This window comes from SAR324 cluster bacterium, from assembly GCA_029245725.1.
Taxonomy (GTDB): domain Bacteria; phylum SAR324; class SAR324; order SAR324; family NAC60-12; genus JCVI-SCAAA005.
Genome location: JAQWOT010000343.1, coordinates 39,138 through 58,144, shown reverse-complemented (window position 1 = coordinate 58,144; position 19,007 = coordinate 39,138). Strand labels below are relative to the sequence as shown.

The window sequence follows — 19,007 nt, the reverse complement described above, 5'->3', positions numbered from 1 at the left end:
ACCTGATTTCTTGCAGAAATATGCTGATCTATGTCCAGTCAAGAGTGCAGAAACGTATACTTTCAATGTTCAGCTTTGCCTTGAACCAAAATGGATTCATGTTCCTTGGAGGGAGTGAGGCCCTTGGAGAAGCACCGGATCTCTTCTGAACCGTGGATAGCCATGCTCGAATTTTTAGGAATAAAGGAGATGTCTATTTCCCAGAATTCCAAGCTGTCGAGTCCAGTCAAATGGAAGTCAGGATGGACTTAAGGATTGGTCTCAAGGCAGGAGTTAGGGGGGGGCAGCCGAAAACAGAAAAGCTGATCGAGGGAATCTATGAACATTTGATGGATCCGTATGTTCCATCGTCTGTAGTTATTGATCTGGAACTGAATATTCCTCACGTATGGGGAAATATCAACGGGTTTGTCCGAATCCCCAAGGGGAATTTGACCTATAATCTGTTGAGATTGCTGGATCAAAAGGTTGGTATCATTGTCAGTAATGCGATTCGCACCGTGCAAAAGAACGGTGGCGAGATCATGTTCAAGGATGTCCAGATCGATACTGATGAAGGACCAAAACTGATGAGGCTTTCGGTCACTCTTTATCGACGTAGGCCATTCACACAGGATTTCTTCATCGTTACTTTCAATAGTTTGAATGAATTGAACGACGAGGATAAAAGGGTCAAAGAATCAACGGTTAATTTCAGCGAAGAAGCCAGAGAGCAACTTAGAGATATGGACCAGGAACTTCAACACACCTGGGAGAGTCTGCAGGCAACTATAGAAGAGTTAGAGACAACTAATGAGGAATTGCAGAGTACGAATGAAGAATTGATGTCTGCCAATGAGGAATTGCAGAGCACGAACAAGGAACTTCACTCTGTCAACGAAGAACTCTACACATTGAATGAAGAATACCAGAAAAAAATAGAGGCATTGACCAATGCCAATAATGATCTAAACAACCTGTATTTGACCACAAATATAGGGATCGTCTTTCTGGATCGACAGCTTTGCATTCGCAATTTTACTCCAGTTACACAAGAGTATTTCCCCCTCTTAAACCAGGATGTTGGTCGACCAATCGCCCACCTAGCCGGAAGCTTTAATTATCCAAATTTAATGGAAGATCTCGAAAAAGTTCTCAAGGTTCTTGTCCCGGTTAAAAGGGAAGTACAACTTAAAGGGGATCGCTGGTGTCAGTTAGAGGTAAAGCCCTATCAGACAATTGAGAATCACATTGAGGGGGCTGTGTTGGTTTTGCTGGATATTACAGAAATTCGAAGATATCGGCGAAAACAAGAAGAATTGATGGAGGAAGTTAAACTTAATAACAAGCGAATGACTCTAGCCAACGAAGTAGGAAAAGCGGCTTGGTGGGAGTGGAATTATGACAAAAAGGAAATGGTTTATCACCCCAACAAGGCCCGATGGCTCGGCTTCACAACAAATGAATTAAAGACTGTCGAAGGCTTCATTCAATTGATTCATCCTGAGGACTATGAAAGTGCCATGAACAGTATGCGTAATTTGCTAACTGGTGACTCTGAGGCCTATGATATTCATTATAGATTGTGAACAAAATCAGGCAGCTATCGCTACTTCCATGACCAGGGCTTTGTCACGCAACGTAACGAGAAAGGTTCCCCTAGGGTGATTACGGGAGCAATCGTGAATTTAGAACAGGACGTGCTCCAGAAAATTCTCCAAAAAATGAAATGGACGGGTAGTGATCTTGTTGAGTTTATTCTGGTTCCACTCCGAAATGAAAAATTGAGAAGCTTGGATGGTCGAGGAAAAAAAGCTGACTGAAGTCATTGAAACTCTCCTGTTTGTTACTCCTCGTTCGTTGACAATTCAGCAACTCAAAGACTTGGTGGGAACAGAGCCCTCAACAAAAGAATTGCGTCAGGCGGTTTTACAACTTAACACAGAATACGAGCTTACAGGGCGAGTTTTTAGGATTGAAGATGTTGCAGGGGGATTCCAAATGAGGACGGTACCAAAGGTCCGAGAATGGATTCGAAAGGTGGATTCCATCAAGCCATTTCGACTGACCCCAGCGAATCTGGAAACTCTCTCCATCGTTGCCTACAAGCAACCGGTCACGCGCGCGCAGATTGAATTTCTGCGAGGTGTCGATTCTTCCAGTACCTTGAGAACATTGCTCCAGCGAAGATTAGTCCGAATCAGTGGTCGAGCTGAACTACCAGGAAGACCAACACTCTATTCGACCACCAAGACCTTTTTGGAGGTTTTCAGTCTACAGTCTTTGAAAGACTTGCCCACGCTAGCTGAATTGGACATGGAAGATGAATCGCATGATCAACTCTCTTTACCTCTCATGGAAACTGAATTGTAAATTTAAAGAACAAAGGTTTGGAGGATTTGCTACCACAAATTCTCATAGATGCATCGAGAAAAATTTATAAGTTTTTGATCGAACTTTCACACAAAGTTATAATGGCTCCAATAAATGCCGAATAGATAGCCCGAATTCCTATCGTGATAATCAATAAAAAAACAGATCAGTCGAATTAAAGAGAAAACCTATGACACTTATTATGGCTTTGGACCAGGGCACAACAAGTTCTCGAACTGTACTCGTGAATGCTAAGGGAGAAATTATCGGTCAATCCAGCGCCCCTTTAGATTGCCACTATCCACAAACTGGGTGGGTAGAGCAGGATCCGCTTCAGATTTGGGAAACCCAACAAAAGACCATGCTGGATGTGATGCAAAAGACGAATGTAAGTATTGAAGACGTTGTTGGGTTGGGGATCACTAATCAGCGTGAAACTACGGTTGTCTGGGAAAAAGAAACTGGAAAACCACTTGCTCCAGCAATTGTTTGGCAATGTAGACGTTCCACGGCAATCTGTGAGCAACTGAAAGCGCAGGGCAAGGAATCATTGATTCGTAAAAAAACTGGATTGGTTTTGGATCCTTATTTCTCAGCTAGCAAGATGCGTTGGTTACTCAATGAGGTACCTGGACTATCTGAAAGAATGAAAGCTCGTGAAATTTGTTTTGGAACAGTTGATTCTTGGCTGATCTGCAACCTGACCGCAGGGAAAGTTTTCAAAACAGATGTGACCAATGCTTCCAGAACCATGCTTTGTAATCTTAAATCTGCATCCTGGGATGAGGAGTTGCTGGCAATATTTGGGATTGAGCAATCAGCATTGCCTGAAATTGTACCTTCGAGTGGAAAACTCGCTGAAATTGAAAATTCGATCCTCGGTAAATCTTTACCCATTGCTGGAATTGCAGGTGACCAGCAATCAGCATTATTTGGCCAAGCCTGTTTTGATGTGGGGCAGGCAAAAAACACATATGGTACAGGCTGTTTTTTGATGCTCAATGCTGGCCCAAAGCCTGTTGAGTCACAACATCAACTACTCTCGACAATTGCTTGGCAAATTGGTGAGGAACGTACCTATGCCCTTGAGGGGGCTGTTTTCGTAGCTGGATCACTGATTCAGTGGCTTCGGGACAAAATGGAATTCTTTCAGAATGCCTCAGAAACAGAGAAGATGGCCTTGAGCGTTGATAATTCAGATGGTTGTTACGTGGTGCCCGCTTTCGTAGGCTTGGGAGCACCCCATTGGGATGCGTATGCCCGCGGATTAATCATTGGGCTTACTCGTAACACCAGCAAAGCTCATATCGTAAGAGCGGCACTGGAAGCGATCGCTTATCAGTCAGCTGAAGTTCTCCAATGCATGGAGGCAGACCTTGGTTACCCCCTTCAAGAATTAAAAATTGATGGGGGAGCCTCAGCAAATAATTTCCTTGCTCAAGATCAAGCTGATCTCTTGGGTAGGACCGTAAGACGTCCTAAAAATGCAGAGAGTACCGCTCTTGGAGCCGCTTTTCTGGCTGGATTGGCAGTTGGAGTTTGGCCAAGCATTGAGTCTCTAAAAAGTTGTTGGCAGGAAGATCAAAAATTTGAAGGCACTATTTCAGAAGACGATAGAAATGTTCGTATAACAGGTTGGTTACGTGCTGAAGAGCGATCTAAAAAATGGCTTCAGTAAAATTGATTTATTTATAAATTACATTTTTGAAAAAATTGCTTGTTGTCCCAAGCTCTAACTGCTGATATAGTTCCGCTCATTTTCCGATGAACCAACCCGTAGAATGCTTTGAAAAATTTATTGCTGGGACTGCTCCTGTGCGCTCCAAGTTCCATTCTTTATCTGTGAGTCTGCATTCGCATCAAAAAGAACTCATGAATTCGTTTTGGCACCCATTTTAGTCTATATCTACACATGCGGTTCTTATTTTCGCAGCAGTCATGATTTTAAGGTTTGTTCGCCTTTACAGAAAGAATAAGTAACGAATAGATATTCTTGACCTAGTAAAATTCAAATCTCGTAACCCCACCCCACTGTCAAATTCTTGGGCAACTGATTATAAACTCATCTATGTTTATTCGGCCCCAAGATTTCGAGTAACCACCCAACACCTTGAATCATTGACGATTCGAGCCGATTCTTAAGATGGTCTGGAATTTGTTGTTGGGAACTGATTCTTTCATCCCAAACTCTGAATGAAAGCTATTTAATTCCATAAATTAAGGAATACACCATGCGATTTCTAACAATCCTCTTAGCAACGATCCTCTATGTGACATCCGCTTTTGCGTTGACTCCTATCAAATTTTCTTTGGATTGGAAATTTGAAGGTCCCGCTGCACCGTACTTTGTTGCCCTGGATAAAGGATATTTTGAAGCAGAGGGAATGGATGTTACCATTGACACAGGCAGGGGTTCCCTCGAAGCCATTCCTAGAGTCACTGGGGGAGCTTACGAATTTGGTTTTGCTGACATTAATTCACTCATCAAATTTCGAGACAAAAATCCAACCATTGGTCTCAAAGGAATTTTGATGGTCTACAACAACCCACCATTTGCAATTATTTCACTTAAGAAAAGTGGAGTGATGAAGCCTAAAGATCTGGAAGGAAGAATCCTCGGCGCTCCCGCTTCTGACGGTGCTTATGCGCAATGGGAAGCCTTTGTAGCGGCAAACAACATCAGGTCGACAGAGGTGACCATTGAGAACGTCGGATTCCCAGTTCGGGAGCCGATGCTTGCTGCTGGTGAGGTGGATGCGATCACAGGTTTTTCATTCTCATCCTTTTTGAATTTGAAATCAAAAGGAGTGAAGGAAGAAGATATCAATGTGATGTTGATGTCGGATTATGGGCTGAAGCTATATGGTAACACAGTGATTGTGAATCCAAATTTTGCAGCTGAAAATCCACAACTGGTAAAAGGATTTGTCAGAGCAATTATTCGTGGCTGGATGGATACGATTGCGGATCCCAATTCAGCAATTGATTATCTGATGAAACGGAACAAAATCGCTCGACGAAACGTTGAGCTGGAGCGTTTAGAGATGGCTATTCGTGATAACGTGATTACAGCTGAAGTGAAAGAACGAGGCTTTGGTGATGTGGAAGGTCAGCGACTGTCTGAATCCATTAACCAAGTTGGTATAACCTATGACTTTTCAAATAAGCCAACGGCAGCTTCGGTCTTTACAAGTGAGTTTCTGCCCGCAATGAGTCAAAGGAAGGTCAACTGAAGTGACTCATTTTGTCGATATTGACGAGGTTTCAGTATCGTACACCTTGGCCGAACCACCTGTGTTGGAGGGGGCTTCGCTTCAGATGTCCAAGGGGGAATTTGTCGCTCTTGTCGGACCTAGTGGCTGTGGCAAGTCAACATTTATGAAGCTGATGTCTGGCTTGCTTCGGGCAGATCAGGGATCTGTCGTAGTTGCGAATCAAGAAGTTACTCGTCCCTTGGGAAATGTCGGGATGGCATTTCAGAATTCAGTGATGCTTCCCTGGCGAACGACCCTCAACAACCTACTATTACCCTTAGAGATTGTAAGACCCCATCGAGAAACTTTCCGTCAGAAACGGGAAGCTCACGCCAATAAAGCGATAGAGTTACTGAGTTCCGTTGGGTTGGAAGATGTCGCTGAAAAATACCCGTGGGAGCTTTCAGGTGGTATGCGCCAAAGAGCTTCACTATGTAGAGCACTTATCCACGAACCAGAAGTTTTAATGCTTGATGAGCCTTTCGGAGCTCTTGATGCCTTTACTCGTGAAGAGCTCTGGTGTGTGCTGCGTGACCTCTGGCAGGAGAGAAAGTTTACTGTCTTACTAGTTACTCATGACTTGATTGAATCGGCTTTTTTGGCTGATAGAGTCATGGTGATGAGTAATCGACCTGGCCGTATAATAATGGAGCTAGAGATCCCCTTTGAAAGACCCCGAGATCTGGACATTCGTTTTGAAAAGGAATTTGTTGACATTGTTCACCAGCTGCGTGACCAAATTCGGACCGCAAGAGCAGCCTAATCTATGGAGTTGATGCAAAAGCGTAACTTAGAAAGATTGGCACCATGGTTCGTAACAGTCTCAATGTTTCTTATATGGGAAATTATCTGTCAATTGGGGGGGATTCCTGAATATTTCCTACCAGCTCCAACTGTTATCTTTGATGCGATGCTTACTTTTCATGAGGCACTCATCGAAGACTCCCTTTATACTTTGCTTTCTACTTCTCTGGGGTTTGGGATTGCCGTTGTTTTTGGGTTATTGCTCGGATTGTTGATTGGCTGGTCTAAAACGATTTATCTGGGGCTTTATCCAGTGATGGTTGGCTTCAACAGCGTTCCGAAGGTGGCTGTTGTTCCAATCCTCGTATTGTGGTTTGGAATAGGTACCGTGCCAGCTGTGCTTACGGCTTTTCTGATTTCTTTTTTCCCTATCGTAGTAAATGTAGCCACCGGTCTAGCTACGACTGAGCCAGAGTTAGAAGATGTCTTACGGTCATTGGGGGCCAGCAAGCTGGATATTATGTTGAAAGTAGGAATTCCAGGAGCGATGCCATTTTTTTTTGGATCTCTCAAGGTTGCCATCACTTTGGCGTTTGTTGGGGCAGTCGTGTCTGAAACTGTTGCCTCGAATCATGGTGTTGGACATCTAATGCTCTCAGCCCAAGCAAATTTTGAAGTTCCCTTGGTCTTTGCAGGCTTACTGGTCTTAGCTTTCGAGGGTATAGTAATGTATGCCATTTTCGCAGCGATTGAGAAGCGTACCGCTCATTGGGCCTATCGGAGCCACCAGTGATTGAAGCACATATTCATGAATGGTTAAATCTTGTGGTTCGCTGGATCCACATGATCACGGGGATTGCTTGGATAGGGGCTTCATTCTACTTCAATTGGGTTGAGGGGCAACTGAATCGAAAAGGGCCTAATCCACCTGGTATTGCAGGGGATTTGTGGGCGGTTCATGGAGGTGGATTCTACCATTCACAGAAATACCAGGTAGCACCAGAAAAGCTTCCAGAGAAGCTTCATTGGTTCAAGTGGGAAGCTTACATGACCTGGGTCAGTGGGATGGCGCTGCTGATCATCGTTTATTTCTGGCAGGCTGAATCCTATATGGTAGATCCTTCGGTCGCTGATTTGTCTGGCTGGCAAGCGATTGCGATTAATCTGAGTGCTATGCTCTTAGGCTGTCTGATTTATGATCAGCTCTGTCGGTCTCCTTTTGGACAGCACAACGATTGGATGCTTTACTTGTTTATCATTGCATTACCAATTGTTGCTTGGGGATTGGGTCAATTTTTGAGTGGCAGGGCCACCTACATTACCGTAGGAGGAATGATTGGTTCCATGATGGTAGGAAACGTCTTCTTTGTCATCATCCCTGTACAAAAGAAGATGGTAGGGGCAATGCTAGCTGGAGAGCCCCCTGATGGTAAAATGGGAAAGCAGGGTCTTCAGCGCTCCAGACACAACAACTACCTGACACTTCCTGTTTTGCTGATCATGATCAGTAATCATTTCCCAACGACCTTTGGCCATTCCTACCACTGGTTGATTTTAGGCTCGCTGTCAGTGATTGGAATTGTCGTCAAGCACTATTTCAATTTACGCCACCAGGGGAAACATCCAAATTGGCTTTTGCCAAGCGCGGCTTTAGCAACCGTTGCCGTTGTGATTCTCTCTGGCCCTTGGATGAGAGAAACAACAGTGACCACCCAAATGGTTAGTGACAATCAAGCGGTCAACATTTTACAGCGTCGATGCACTTCTTGTCACGCAGCCATGCCAACCCAACCAGGTTTCAGTGCTCCACCAAAGGGTGTTATTTTGGAGACTGTCGCTCATCTTCGAAAATATGCTGCTCAGGTACAGTCTCAGGCAGTTACCTCGCATACAATGCCACTTGCAAACCTGACTGGAATGACCCAGGAGGAACGAAATCAACTGGGTGGATGGCTTCAACAGCATTTATGAGTTTAAAATTCAAATATTTGAAATGAAACGCGATTACGTATTTTTCTTTTGTAACGGTCAACCAATTCGGGTGAAAGGCTTGGCAGTCTTGCAGACTCTGTCAACATGGCTCCGAAAAGAAAGACAATTAACTGGAACAAAGGTCGTTTGTGCAGAAGGGGACTGTGGGGCTTGTACGGTTTTGTTGGGGTATACGAGTTCAGAAAAAATTAAATACGAAGCTGTTAATAGCTGTATTTTGAACGTCCACCAATTGGATGGACTTCACGTTATCACAATCGAAGGTTTAGCCTGGGGAGATCGGCTGCATCCAGTTCAGCAGGCAATGCGAGATGGGTTTGGTTCACAATGTGGCTATTGCACTCCTGGAATCGTGATGGCACTTGCCGCAAATGCTCTGGTAGATTCAGAATCCACGAGGAAAAAATTAACTGCGAAAGAAGCATTGATCGGTAATCTCTGTAGGTGCACGGGCTATGAAGCGATCATTGATTCTGCGGAAGCCTCAAAAAAAATTAATTCTTGGAAACTTGCTGAACAATATCCTCCTGGTGCAATCGTAAAACAACTCAAAGAAGAGACAAAGATCCCTTTTGCATTGCAAGAAGTTGATCCATCACTAGAGCAGGAAATACCAAGAAAGTGTTGGAGGCCCAGAACGCTAAAGGACGCCGTAGAAATTAAACGCAAGCACCTAGAAGCTCGATGGTTGGCTGGGGGAACTGACCTATGTGTCCAGATCAATAAAGAGAGAATCGATCCCAAAGAATTGATTGCGACAAGCGAAATTTCTGAATTGTGTGGGATCAGAGAGGAAGGGAACCACCTGATTTTTGGTGGAAATGTCAGTTGGAGGGAATTGGAAGAGTGGGCTCTAGTAAATTGGCCTAATGTAAAAGACATGTTGGATCTGTTTGCATCCCCTCAAATCCGAAATCGTGGGACCATTGCGGGTAATCTGGCCAATGCCTCACCGGTAGCGGACAGTTTGCCTTGGCTATACGTTAGTGAGGCAGAAATTGGGGCTTGTGATGGGGAGAAATGGCGTTGGATTCCAATCGAAAAGTTTTATAAAGGCTACAAGTTACTAGATCTTCGACAAAGTGAATTGATTGGGGCTATTAGGATTCAAAAATCTCATCAGAGTTTGTCACAGCGCTTGTTTAAGGTTTCCAAGAGGAGAGATTTGGATATTTCCACATTCACAGCGGCCATTCAATGGCAAATAGTTGAAGGTCGATTCAAACAAATTAGATTGGCGTATGGGGGGGTGGGGCCAACCGTTATTCGTCTTCACAAAACCGAAAAAGTCCTCCAAGGTAACCAATGCACGCAAGACTTGATTGAACAAGCTGGTAAAATAGCTGTGTCTGAAATCAGTCCTATTTCAGATGTACGTTCATCTATTCACTACCGAAATTGTTTGGCAGAGACGGTTCTCAAAAAATTCTTTCATGAAGAAATTTCGATGGTGGCATAATGAAACATTTAAAGACTATATGAAAAGGCATGGAAACAGGTAAAAGCCTTGCCCACGACTCTGCTGAAATGCATGTCACGGGGGCTGCACTATACACAGATGACAGCGTAGCAAATGCTGGCGAGTTAGTAGTGGGCTTTGTTGGAAGTCCAGTTGCTCATGGGTTGTTGAAGCGAATAGATTTGAGTAGCCTTTATCTGATTCCTGGCTTTGTGGGGGCCTTCACTTGGCAAGATATACCTGGAGCGAACTTGTTTGGGCCTGTGATTGCTGATGAACCGTTCTTGGTAAAAGATGTGTGTGAGTATGTTGGACAGCCAATTGTGGTCTTAGCTGCTGAAAATTCCAGTGCGCTCAGGAAAGCACGCCTACAGGTTCAGATCGAAGTTGAGGAAAAAACGCCATGGCTGACAATTTCTCAGTCGCTCAGACAAAATTCTTTCTTGGGTAATCTTCGAGAGATCAAGCGTGGAGACTTTGAAGGAGCGTGGCGTAAAGCCGAACATCAAATTGAGGGTGTATTTTACAGCAACGGCCAAGAGCAATTCTATCTAGAGTCCCAAGCGGTCATAGCACATCCTGGTGAAGGCAATGAGATCTTGATTCAGGCATCGACACAAAATCCAACAGAGCTTCAGGAGGTTGTAGCTCACATGCTGGGAATTGGTTTCAATGAGGTGATCTGTACCTGCCGTAGAATGGGAGGAGCCTTCGGAGGAAAAGAGACGCAAGCGGCCCTGCCGGCATTAATGGCTGCATTAGTCACCAAGAAAACAGGAAGATCAGGACGCATTGCTTACGACAAAGACACGGATATGCACGTTACTGGGAAACGACATCCTTTCAGAAGTGAATATCAGGCTGCAGTTGGTAAGGAAGGGAATCTTTTGGGCCTGAAAGTGGAGTTGTATTCCAATGGCGGAGCTTACACGGATCTTTCATTAGCCATTATGGAGCGAGCTCTGCTACATGTTGACAACGCTTATTTCATACAGAATATAACTCTTAGGGGTCAAGTCTGTAAAACTCACCTGCCACCAAATACAGCTTTTAGAGGATTTGGAGGACCCCAAGGAATGGCTGTGGTTGAAAACTTGATGGAGGATATCGCAGCAAAATTAAGGCGCGATCCTTATGAAATTCGTAGTCAGAACTGCTATGGAAATTCTCCAAGAGATTTTACCCCTTACGGTCAGAGGGTAGAAAGCCGGCTGCCTCAAATTCTAAATCAAATCCATGAAAGCTCTGATTATAAGACAAGACTTGAAAAGATCAGGCAGTTTAATGAGAAATCTCTGACTCATCTTCGGGGAATTTCGCTAACGCCCATGAAGTTTGGGATATCCTTCACAGCTACTTTTCTCAATCAGGCGAATGCACTCATCAATATCCTAAAGGATGGCAGTGTACAGGTTTCAACTGGTGGAACCGAGATGGGACAGGGTCTAACGGTTAAAATCCGTCAGATCGTAGCAGAGGAATTGGGAGTGCCCTCAGAGCAAGTCAAGTACATGACGACCTCGACGGAGAAGAATCATAATACTTCTCCTACAGCTGCCTCTGCTGGTACAGATCTCAATGGAATGGCAGCAGCCAATGCTTGCCAAGCCATACGATCTCGTCTTGCTCAGTTTGCCGCTGAACTTTTCGCAGATACCCAAGTTGGACTTTCTAAATCTCCAGAGGCTATTGAATTCTCTGAAGGCAAAGTTTGGGATCGAAGGTGCCCTGAGAAACAGGTAACTTTTGGTGAACTTGCACTGCAAGCCTACAGAAACCGCGTGAATCTCGGTGAGAGAGGATTTTATAGGACTCCGGGGGTTGGATTCAATCAATTCACAGGAAAAGGTAGCCCATTCCACTACTACACTACAGGGGCATGCGTTGCTGAAGTAGAGATTGATCGCTTCACAGGCCAATGGAAGTTAGAAAGAGCCGATTTGTTGTTAGATATCGGTCATTCAATCAACCCAGGTATCGACAGAGGACAGATAGTAGGGGGTTTTGTGCAAGGTTTAGGTTGGGTGAGTATGGAAGAACTCCGCTACCAGGAAGATGGGAAATTACTATCGTGTTCACCAACTTCATATAAAATTCCTAATTTTGGAGATCTCCCAAAAGATCTAAGGATCGAACTCTACGAGAATCCAGCACCGAATGGAAGTATTCGGAAAAGCAAAGCTGTGGGGGAACCCCCCTTGATGCTTGCACTTGCCGCATTTACAGCAGTCAAACAGGCACTTGAACATATTTCGCCTGGCAAAATAGTTCCCTTGGCTATTCCAGCGACCTCTGAAGAAGTCCTGAGATGCATGACTTGGTTGGGAAATCCTGAGGCAGCGTGGGGTCTAACTAATTCAGAAATTCCTCTGATTTCTAAGCCAGGGCAGTCCATCACAAATAAGGCTGAAAAAGTAGCCTAGCTAAACCTTAATAATTTGGGGAGAAACGTTTGCCTGAGAAAAGATCACTGACCAGAGAAGCGCGAGATGTGGAACTGGACCAACTTTATAAAAAATACGGTCAAACCACAGCTGTCAACGGAATTAGCCTGAAGATTCCAGCCGGAAGTTATTGCTGTTTGGTTGGACCAAGTGGTTGTGGAAAAACATCTACCCTGAGAATGATTGCTGGTCATGAAGATGTCAGTGAGGGTTCAATCCTATTGGGAAACAAGGAGATCAACGAAGTACCTCCGGCAAAGAGAGAGACAGCCATGATGTTCCAGAATTACGCGCTCTTTCCTCATCTGAATTGCCGGGATAACGTTGCCTTCAGTTTGAAAATGCGAGGAGTTGAAAAAAATGAGAGGCAAAGAGTTGCTGATGAATATCTGGAACTGGTCCACATGTCTTCTTTTGCAGAGAGAATCCCAGCTCAACTCTCTGGAGGACAACAGCAGCGTATTGCTTTGGCAAGGGCCTTAGTGACGCATCCTTCTGTGCTTTTGTTAGATGAACCCCTTTCCGCATTGGATCCTTTTTTAAGAGTGAAGATGCGAGCAGAACTAAAGCGCTTACAGGTGGAATTGGGGATATCCTTTATTCACGTGACTCATAGCCAGGTTGAGGCACTTGCTCTTGCTGATCAGGTCGTCGTGATGAACCAAGGGAACATCGAGCAAGCAGGATCACCCAGAGAAGTTTTCAATCAACCAAAGAGTGAATTTGTTGCTAAATTTGTGGGAGGACATAACCTAATCAAAGCAAAATTTGAAAAAAAATATTCAGAATCAGAAGTTCTCTTGAGCAGCCAGGAGGGCTTTAGCTATCTGGTTCCTTGGACTGCACTGGACACCCCGTCAGGTCCAGTAACATTTTCACTTCGTCAGGACTGTATCCGGCTGGATCAGCCCTCGGAGGAGACCCCACCTCCAAACGAGGTGCGTGGTACTGTTACGGCAGTTGAGTACAAGGGAACCAGTTTGAGTGTGACACTCCAACTCGACGGGGAGCAGGAACTTGAAGTCACACTACCTGAACAACTGCTTGGGCAGTTGGATGTTTCCTATGGTAAACAGCTTGCCGCAAGCTGGAAACCGCAGGATTTATGTCTGCTAAATTAAATTATCCCTTTCTTCCGGAGAGACACTATGAAAAATTCCACCACCCTAACCTCTCTTTCACGACGTGATCTTCTCAAACGTGGAAGCGCGGTCGCACTTGGTGCTGCCGTTGGATCTCAGGCCATCACAGGTTTCCCAACGATCTGGGCCCAGAACATCAAGAATGTAACTTTACGGCAGTTTGGAACTGGAGTTTCCAACATCAATGAAATTGCCAAGAAGGCAAAGGAAGATTTGGGCATCACACTGGAAATGACCGCTCTAAATACAGATGCAACGGCTCAGCGAGTTGTTACCCAACCAAAGAGCTTTGACATCGCAGATATCGAGTACTTTACTTTGAAGAAAGTATGGCCTAGTGGAAACATGCAGCCTATGGACATCAGCAAGCTTAAGTACTTCGACAAGATTGTTGGAATCTTTAAAGATGGACGTCTTACCCCTTCTTCAAAGATTGCCCAAGGTACCGCACCCCATACTGTTAGCTTCACAGATGGCCCAAATTCGAAGAGCTTTTCGAAGTCAATGACCAACTGGTACACCATGGTTCCGACAATTTACAATGCGGACACTTTGGGTATTCGACCTGATCTGATTGGTCGACCAATCAACAGCTGGACAGAACTATTGAATCCAGAATTTAAGGGAAAGGCGTCTATCCTGAATATTGCCTCTATCGGCATCATGGATGCTGCGATGGTCTGCGAAGCAATGGGCGAAGTTCAGTACGGTGATAAAGGAAACATGACCAAGGAAGAGATCGACAAGACCATGGCGATCTTCACTGAAGCCAAGAAGGCTGGACAGTTCCGTGCTTTCTGGCAGACCTTTGACGAGTCAGTCAACTTGATGGCATCGGGTGAGGTTGTCATTCAGTCAATGTGGTCACCTGCGATCACCAAAGTCCGCTCAATGGGGCTGCCATGCATCTACCAGCCATTGAAAGAGGGCTATCGCTCTTGGGGCGGGGGACTTGGTTTATCCAGAAACCTTTCTGGCCTAGAGTTAGATGCGGCCTACGAATATATCAACTGGTATCTTTCTGGTTGGGTTGGGGGTCTGCTGATGCGTCAGGGCTATTACTCGGCAGCTCCAGAGACTTCCAAGCTACACATGTCAGCAGATGAGTGGGGCTTCTGGTTTGAAGGGAAAGCTGCTCAAAACGATATCATGGATCCATTTGGCAATAAGCTGGAACCAAAAGGTGCTAAGCGTGATGGTGGTTCCTTCGAGGAACGAATGGGACGCGTTGAGTGTTGGAATTCAGTGATGGATGAGAACCGTCACATGGTGCGCAAGTGGAATGAGTTCATCGCTGCTTAATCAATAAAAAAGGGGGCCTCAGCCCCCACAAGTTTTGGATACCGTGGATCGTCAATCTCCTCTATCAACTCTGCTCCAAATTTCACCAATCAGCTTAATTCTGGGATTTTTTCTGGTTTTACCGATTGGAACAATTCTCATCGTTAGTTTTTGGGACTATAACGATTTCTCATTTTTTCCTGACTTTGTTTGGACAAACTACTCGGATGCGCTTGGGTCAAACGTCACCTACAAAACCTACTTAAACACCCTCTGGTACGCTGGTCTGACTTGGTTTTTTACATTCATCATTGGCTTCACAGTAGCTTATTTTCTAGCTTTTCATATTCACACAACACGTTGGCAAATCGTTTTATTCCTAATTTGTACAATTCCATTTTGGACTTCAAACATCATTCGCATGATTTCCTGGATTCCTTTTTTGGGTCGCAATGGTGTTTTTAATACGATGCTGCAGTCCATTGGTTTGATAGATGAGCCATTGGAATTTCTTCTTTTTTCCGATTTTTCAATCGTTTTGGCGTTTGTTCATCTTTACGCCTTATTCATGGTGGTGCCGATCTTCAACAGCATGATGCGAATCGATCGTTCCTTTATTGAAGCTGCCATCGATGGTGGTGCGAATGGCTGGCAGACGCTCACCAATGTTGTAATTCCCCTTTGTAAACCAGGTATTGCTATCGGTTCTATCTTTGTGGTCACCTTGGTCATGGGCGACTACATTACAGTTCGCTTGATGGGTGGAGGACAACGAGCTTCTGTTGGGGTGATGATGTGGAATGAGATCTCACTTCTATTGTACCCAGCTGCAGCTGCTCATGCAGTTGTTCTATTGGCAGTCGTCCTAATTATGGTTAGCCTGATGATGCGGGTTGTTGATTTGAAGAAGGAACTTTGATGCATAAAAAACGTCCCGCAAGCTTCTACTGGTTGGCCGCCTTCTTTGGACTGTTTGTGATGTTCTTGTACGGCCCCATCTCGGCAATCGTGATTTTATCTTTCCAGGGGCCAAATGGTGGGCTGACCTTTCCAATGAACGGATTTTCAATCCATTGGTTTTTTGCCTTATTCGGTGAGCAGTTAGTTGGTGACTTTGAGACTTCATTCTTAAGATCACTGCAATTAGGCCTTGTTGTGATGGCACTGACTGTGGTCATTTCACTAGTTACTGGTCTTGCCTTCCGTAAAAAATTCTTTGGCTCAAACCTGCTATTCTACACTACAGTCGCGAGCCTGATAGTACCCTCCATTCTGGTTAGCCTAGGAATCGGTTTAATCTTCAATATCATGGGTTGGGAGGTGTCATGGACTACTTCCGGTTTAGGTGCACACCTTACGTGGACACTCCCATTTGGTTTTTTGATCATGATCGCTGTTTTCAATAGATTCGATAAGTCTTACGAGGAAGCGGCCAGGGACTTGGGTGCTTCCAGCTGGCAGACAATCCGCCATGTTGTCTTACCGATCATTGGACCAAGTTTGATTGGGGTTGCCCTCTTCGGGTTTACTCTATCTTACGATGAATTCGCTCGAACTCTGATGACATCGGGAGTCAAGAACACCCTACCTCTAGAAATCTTTGGGATGACAACAAATGTGACCACCCCAACCCTCTACGCCCTTGGCACACTTACTACTTTCTTTTCTCTTTTCATGATTCTTACTGCGATGGGAGTTTTGTTTTACCTAAGAAGACGGCAAGAAAGCCACGGTTCTGATGCAGGGAAAGGGGTCTGATGAAACTCTTGTTGGTTAACCCAAACACAACTGCATCCATGACAGAGAAAGCTGCGATTGCAGCTCGCTCTGTGGCTAGCACAGGTACAGAAATTCTAGCTTCCAATCCCTCAGATGGGCCAGTGAGCATCGAGGGTTACTACGACGAAGTTTTTAGTATTCCTGGACTGTTGAAAGAAATTCGTAAGGGCGCTGTTGCTGGTTGTCAAGGAACGATCATAGCCTGTTTTGATGACACTGGTCTTGATGCTGCACGTTGTCAGGTTGCTGGTCCAGTTTTGGGAATCTGCGAAGCTGCAGTTCATATGGCATCGATGGTGTCAAACTCCTTTAGCATCGTCACCACACTCAATCGTTCTGTGCCAGCCCTGGAAGGCCTTGTTTTGAAATATGGTATGGAACGACATTGCCGAAAAGTTAGAGCTTCAGAAGTTCCCGTTTTGGATTTGGAGGATGCGAATTCTGGAGGGAGAAAAAAAATCAGAGACGAAGTGGCCCTAGCTTTATTAGAAGATCGAAGTGAGGCAATTGTGCTGGGTTGCGCTGGGATGGTCGATTTAGCAAGAGACCTCTCTGAAGAATTTCAAGTTCCTGTGATTGATGGGGTCGCCTCTGCAGTAAAGTTGGTAGAAAGCCTCGTTTCTCTTGGCCTGCAAACAAGTAAACGAAATGGTTATGCATTTCCTCGAGCGAAAACTTACTTGGGTCGATTCCAAAGTGATCAACCCAGTGGCTGAATATGTTAGTCTTTGCCTCAATTTGGGAATTTAATGGGATCAAATCATTCATGTCCTAGGGATTTGTTGGGTTACGGACCTGAACCGCCAGATCCACAGTGGCCAAATCAAGCAAAAGTAGCTGTTCAATTTGTGCTCAACTACGAAGAAGGTGGCGAAAATTGCGTGCTCTATGGTGATCCCCACTCTGAGAGCTACCTTTGGGAAATAGTTGGTGCGCCCAGTTTGGCTGGTGTTCGAAACATGAATATTGAGTCGATCTATGAGTACGGTAGCCGCTCTGGGGTTTGGCGTATTCTGGGGCTTTTTCGTGAGCATGGATTGCCTCTAACAGTTTATGCTGTTGGAATGGCCCTTGAAAGAAATCCAACGGTTGCAGCAAGAATGCTCGCTGATGGTCATGAAATCGCCACTCATGGTTATCGATGGATCGATTACCAGTATGTTGGTGAAGAAACTGAAAGAGCCCATCTGCAAAAAGCTATTGAAATACAGCAACAACTTACGGGTATCCGACCGCTTGGTTGCTACATTGGGCGAATCAGTCCAAATACTCGTAGGATCGTTGCGGAGGAGGGTGGATTTCTTTACAACTCCGATGTTTATAATGACGATCTCCCCTACTGGGAATTACACGGTGAAAGATCTCTGCTGCTGATTCCCTATACCCTGGACGTGAATGACATGAAGTTTGGGACAGCCCAAGGATTCAATACCGGAGAGGATTTTTTCAGTTATGCAAGAGCCGCTTTCGATACGCTCTACAAAGAGGGTGAGACATCTCCCAAGATGATGTCAGTCGGGCTACATTGCCGTTTGATTGGACGCCCAGGCCGCTTTGAGGGATTACGCAGATTTATAGAGCATATTCAACAGCATGAACGAGTTTGGGTCACAAGAAGGGTGGATATCGCTGAACATTGGCAAAAAGTTCATCCAGCTGAGAAGTGGTTTGGTTTAGGAAATGGTGAATGAACTTCTCAGACTTCCAGATTTTACCTAAAGAGCAGGCTGAGGAAGCACTTTTGCGTTGTTGTGGCTCACAGAATTGGGCAAATAAAATGGCCCAATCAAGACCATTTGGATCACTGGAAGCGATGCAGAACAAGGCAGCCCAGATTTGGGAAGATTTGCAAGCTCAAGATTGGTTAGAAGCTTTTGAGCATCATCCAAGAATTGGAGATCGGCAGGCGCTGGCTGCTCGTTTTGCCAGCACTAGAGATTGGTCTGTTAACGAACAGGCTGGGGTAGAAGTGGCTGAAGAAGATATTCTTGATAGACTTGCCTCAGGCAATGAAAAATATTCTCAGCGCTTTGGATACGTCTTTTTGGTTTGTGCTACGGGTAAGTCAGCACTTGAAATGCTGAATTTGCTTGAAGCACGAATCAATAACTCTCCCGAAGAAGAACTTCTAATAGCTCAACAAGAGCAACAAAAAATCATGTTTCTACGCCTTCATAAGATGTTCAAATAATCCAAAAAATGAGCCCAATCACTACTCACGTACTTGACACTGCCAAAGGTAGTCCGGCTGAGAATGTTCCAATCCAGTTGGAATCTTGGATCAACTCTGAATGGCAACTGCTCGGACGTGGGTCGACTAATGCCGATGGGAGGTTAACGAACCTACTAGAACCAAGTTCATTGGCTAAAGGTAATTATCGAATAAGTTTTGACGTGGAGAAATATTTCAGTTCACAAAATATCCAAAGCTTCTTCTATCCTGTGGTTAGGATTGAGTTCGAAATTCTGAACCCAGAGCAGCACTTTCATGTCCCGCTATTGTTAAGCCCCTTCGGTTATTCGACCTACAGAGGCAGTTAAGAGAAACTAACGTCATTTT

Annotated in this window: 17 protein-coding genes; all 17 read left to right on the top strand. The window is 44.9% G+C overall.

The window, feature by feature from the left end; all coding sequences use genetic code 11:
* The first annotated feature begins 242 nt into the window (after positions 1-242).
* The 17 genes from P8O70_18850 to uraH all read left to right on the top strand — a co-directional run bounded on the left by P8O70_18850 (position 243) and on the right by uraH (position 18,988).
* A complete protein-coding gene (locus tag P8O70_18850) occupies positions 243-1,568 on the top strand; it encodes a PAS domain-containing protein (GenBank protein MDG2198900.1) in 1,326 nt (441 codons plus the stop codon).
* Positions 1,569-1,776: 208 nt separating this feature from the next.
* Positions 1,777-2,352: an SMC-Scp complex subunit ScpB gene (gene scpB / locus P8O70_18845; GenBank protein MDG2198899.1), complete on the top strand. Its 576-nt coding sequence runs from the start codon at positions 1,777-1,779 to the stop codon at positions 2,350-2,352.
* 190 nt (positions 2,353-2,542) lie between these two features.
* Positions 2,543-4,030: a glycerol kinase GlpK gene (gene glpK / locus P8O70_18840; protein MDG2198898.1), complete on the top strand. Its 1,488-nt coding sequence runs from the start codon at positions 2,543-2,545 to the stop codon at positions 4,028-4,030.
* Positions 4,031-4,583: 553 nt separating this feature from the next.
* Positions 4,584-5,585, top strand: a complete 1,002-nt coding sequence (locus P8O70_18835) for an ABC transporter substrate-binding protein (GenBank protein ID MDG2198897.1) — start codon at positions 4,584-4,586, stop codon at positions 5,583-5,585.
* Between the two features lies 1 nt (position 5,586).
* Positions 5,587-6,369, top strand: coding sequence for an ABC transporter ATP-binding protein (locus P8O70_18830; GenBank protein ID MDG2198896.1), 783 nt, complete (start codon positions 5,587-5,589; stop codon positions 6,367-6,369).
* A 12-nt stretch (positions 6,370-6,381) separates the two neighbouring features.
* On the top strand, positions 6,382-7,143 hold the full coding sequence (locus tag P8O70_18825; protein ID MDG2198895.1) for an ABC transporter permease: 762 nt from the start codon (positions 6,382-6,384) through the stop codon (positions 7,141-7,143).
* Positions 7,140-8,321: a urate hydroxylase PuuD gene (locus tag P8O70_18820; GenBank protein ID MDG2198894.1), complete on the top strand. Its 1,182-nt coding sequence runs from the start codon at positions 7,140-7,142 to the stop codon at positions 8,319-8,321. Before P8O70_18825 ends, P8O70_18820 begins: the two co-directional genes overlap by 4 nt.
* Before the next feature lie 22 nt (positions 8,322-8,343).
* A complete protein-coding gene (locus P8O70_18815; protein ID MDG2198893.1) occupies positions 8,344-9,801 on the top strand; it encodes an FAD binding domain-containing protein in 1,458 nt (485 codons plus the stop codon).
* 29 nt (positions 9,802-9,830) lie between these two features.
* Positions 9,831-12,224 carry a xanthine dehydrogenase molybdopterin binding subunit gene (gene xdhB, locus P8O70_18810; GenBank protein MDG2198892.1) on the top strand — a complete coding sequence of 798 codons (2,394 nt, stop codon included), beginning with the start codon at positions 9,831-9,833 and terminating at the stop codon, positions 12,222-12,224.
* A gap of 29 nt (positions 12,225-12,253) precedes the next feature.
* On the top strand, positions 12,254-13,366 hold the full coding sequence (locus P8O70_18805) for an ABC transporter ATP-binding protein (GenBank protein MDG2198891.1): 1,113 nt from the start codon (positions 12,254-12,256) through the stop codon (positions 13,364-13,366).
* A gap of 27 nt (positions 13,367-13,393) precedes the next feature.
* Complete coding sequence (locus P8O70_18800; protein MDG2198890.1) at positions 13,394-14,689, top strand: PotD/PotF family extracellular solute-binding protein; 1,296 nt, start codon at positions 13,394-13,396, stop codon at positions 14,687-14,689.
* A gap of 34 nt (positions 14,690-14,723) precedes the next feature.
* Entirely contained in the window at positions 14,724-15,587 is an 864-nt protein-coding gene (locus P8O70_18795) for an ABC transporter permease (protein MDG2198889.1), read from the top strand.
* Positions 15,584-16,426 (top strand): ABC transporter permease, encoded by an 843-nt coding sequence (locus tag P8O70_18790; protein MDG2198888.1) that lies wholly within the window; start codon positions 15,584-15,586, stop codon positions 16,424-16,426. The genes P8O70_18795 and P8O70_18790 overlap by 4 nt, the downstream gene beginning before the upstream one ends.
* The gene (locus tag P8O70_18785; protein ID MDG2198887.1) at positions 16,426-17,163 is read left to right on the top strand and encodes an aspartate/glutamate racemase family protein; all 738 of its coding nucleotides are present in this window, start codon (positions 16,426-16,428) and stop codon (positions 17,161-17,163) included. Before P8O70_18790 ends, P8O70_18785 begins: the two co-directional genes overlap by 1 nt.
* A gap of 33 nt (positions 17,164-17,196) precedes the next feature.
* Complete coding sequence (gene puuE / locus P8O70_18780) at positions 17,197-18,138, top strand: allantoinase PuuE (GenBank protein ID MDG2198886.1); 942 nt, start codon at positions 17,197-17,199, stop codon at positions 18,136-18,138.
* Entirely contained in the window at positions 18,135-18,638 is a 504-nt protein-coding gene (gene uraD / locus P8O70_18775; GenBank protein ID MDG2198885.1) for a 2-oxo-4-hydroxy-4-carboxy-5-ureidoimidazoline decarboxylase, read from the top strand. Before puuE ends, uraD begins: the two co-directional genes overlap by 4 nt.
* Positions 18,639-18,646: 8 nt before the next feature.
* Positions 18,647-18,988: a hydroxyisourate hydrolase gene (uraH, locus tag P8O70_18770; GenBank protein ID MDG2198884.1), complete on the top strand. Its 342-nt coding sequence runs from the start codon at positions 18,647-18,649 to the stop codon at positions 18,986-18,988.
* Positions 18,989-19,007 lie beyond the last annotated feature (19 nt).

Bases quoted from the DNA above. Each gene is read 5' to 3' on its own strand.
- P8O70_18850 (MDG2198900.1), top strand. From the start codon at position 243: ATGGACTTAAGGATTGGTCTCAAGGCAGGAGTTAGGGGGGGGCAGCCG.
- scpB (MDG2198899.1), top strand. From the start codon at position 1,777: ATGGTCGAGGAAAAAAAGCTGACTGAAGTCATTGAAACTCTCCTGTTT.
- glpK (MDG2198898.1), top strand. From the start codon at position 2,543: ATGACACTTATTATGGCTTTGGACCAGGGCACAACAAGTTCTCGAACT.
- P8O70_18835 (MDG2198897.1), top strand. From the start codon at position 4,584: ATGCGATTTCTAACAATCCTCTTAGCAACGATCCTCTATGTGACATCC.
- P8O70_18825 (MDG2198895.1), top strand. From the start codon at position 6,382: ATGCAAAAGCGTAACTTAGAAAGATTGGCACCATGGTTCGTAACAGTC.
- P8O70_18815 (MDG2198893.1), top strand. From the start codon at position 8,344: ATGAAACGCGATTACGTATTTTTCTTTTGTAACGGTCAACCAATTCGG.
- xdhB (MDG2198892.1), top strand. From the start codon at position 9,831: ATGGAAACAGGTAAAAGCCTTGCCCACGACTCTGCTGAAATGCATGTC.
- P8O70_18800 (MDG2198890.1), top strand. From the start codon at position 13,394: ATGAAAAATTCCACCACCCTAACCTCTCTTTCACGACGTGATCTTCTC.
- P8O70_18785 (MDG2198887.1), top strand. From the start codon at position 16,426: ATGAAACTCTTGTTGGTTAACCCAAACACAACTGCATCCATGACAGAG.
- puuE (MDG2198886.1), top strand. From the start codon at position 17,197: ATGGGATCAAATCATTCATGTCCTAGGGATTTGTTGGGTTACGGACCT.
- uraD (MDG2198885.1), top strand. From the start codon at position 18,135: ATGAACTTCTCAGACTTCCAGATTTTACCTAAAGAGCAGGCTGAGGAA.
- uraH (MDG2198884.1), top strand. From the start codon at position 18,647: ATGAGCCCAATCACTACTCACGTACTTGACACTGCCAAAGGTAGTCCG.